This window comes from Butyricicoccus intestinisimiae (genome assembly GCF_018918345.1).
GTDB lineage: Bacteria > Bacillota > Clostridia > Oscillospirales > Butyricicoccaceae > Butyricicoccus_A > Butyricicoccus_A intestinisimiae.
In genome coordinates this window covers 1-511 of the sequence record NZ_JAHLQI010000027.1, presented here as the reverse complement: position 1 = coordinate 511, position 511 = coordinate 1, and the positions used below count along the sequence as shown (strand labels likewise).

The window sequence follows — 511 nt, the reverse complement described above, 5'->3', positions numbered from 1 at the left end:
GCAGTCGTAGTAGAGAAGTACAATGTAGAGCTGGATCCGATCAAGACGCAGGTAGTTGAGATCGTGAAGGAAGCAAAGCAGCTGGTAGACCTGATCGGTGCTGACGTTGTCGTATCTGTAGGCCGTGGTATCTCCAAGGACGTAGAGAAGGGCATCAAGCTGGCAGAAGAGCTGGCAGAAGTACTGGGCGGCGTAGTAGGCGGTTCCCGTGTAGCAATCGACTCCGGCTGGCTGACTGCAGACCATCAGGTAGGTCAGACTGGTAAGACTGTACATCCGAAGCTGTACATCGCACTGGGTATCTCCGGTGCAATCCAGCACAAGGCTGGTATGCAGGATTCCGAGAACATCATCGCAGTAAACAAGTCCGAGAGCGCACCGATTTTCGATGTAGCTGACTGGGGCATCTGCGGCGACCTGTTCAAGGTAGTACCGATGATGATCGAGACCATCAAGGCAGCACAGGCTGCTAAGTAATCTGTTTATACAGAAACAGATATAGATATTCGCA

1 protein-coding gene is annotated in these 511 nt (G+C 51.9%); it reads left to right on the top strand.

All coding sequences use genetic code 11. The features are described from left to right. Positions 1-477, top strand: a 477-nt coding sequence (locus KQI75_RS13500) for an electron transfer flavoprotein subunit alpha/FixB family protein (RefSeq protein ID WP_216471341.1), incomplete at its 5' end; no start/stop codon positions are given. Positions 478-511: the final 34 nt, after the last annotated feature.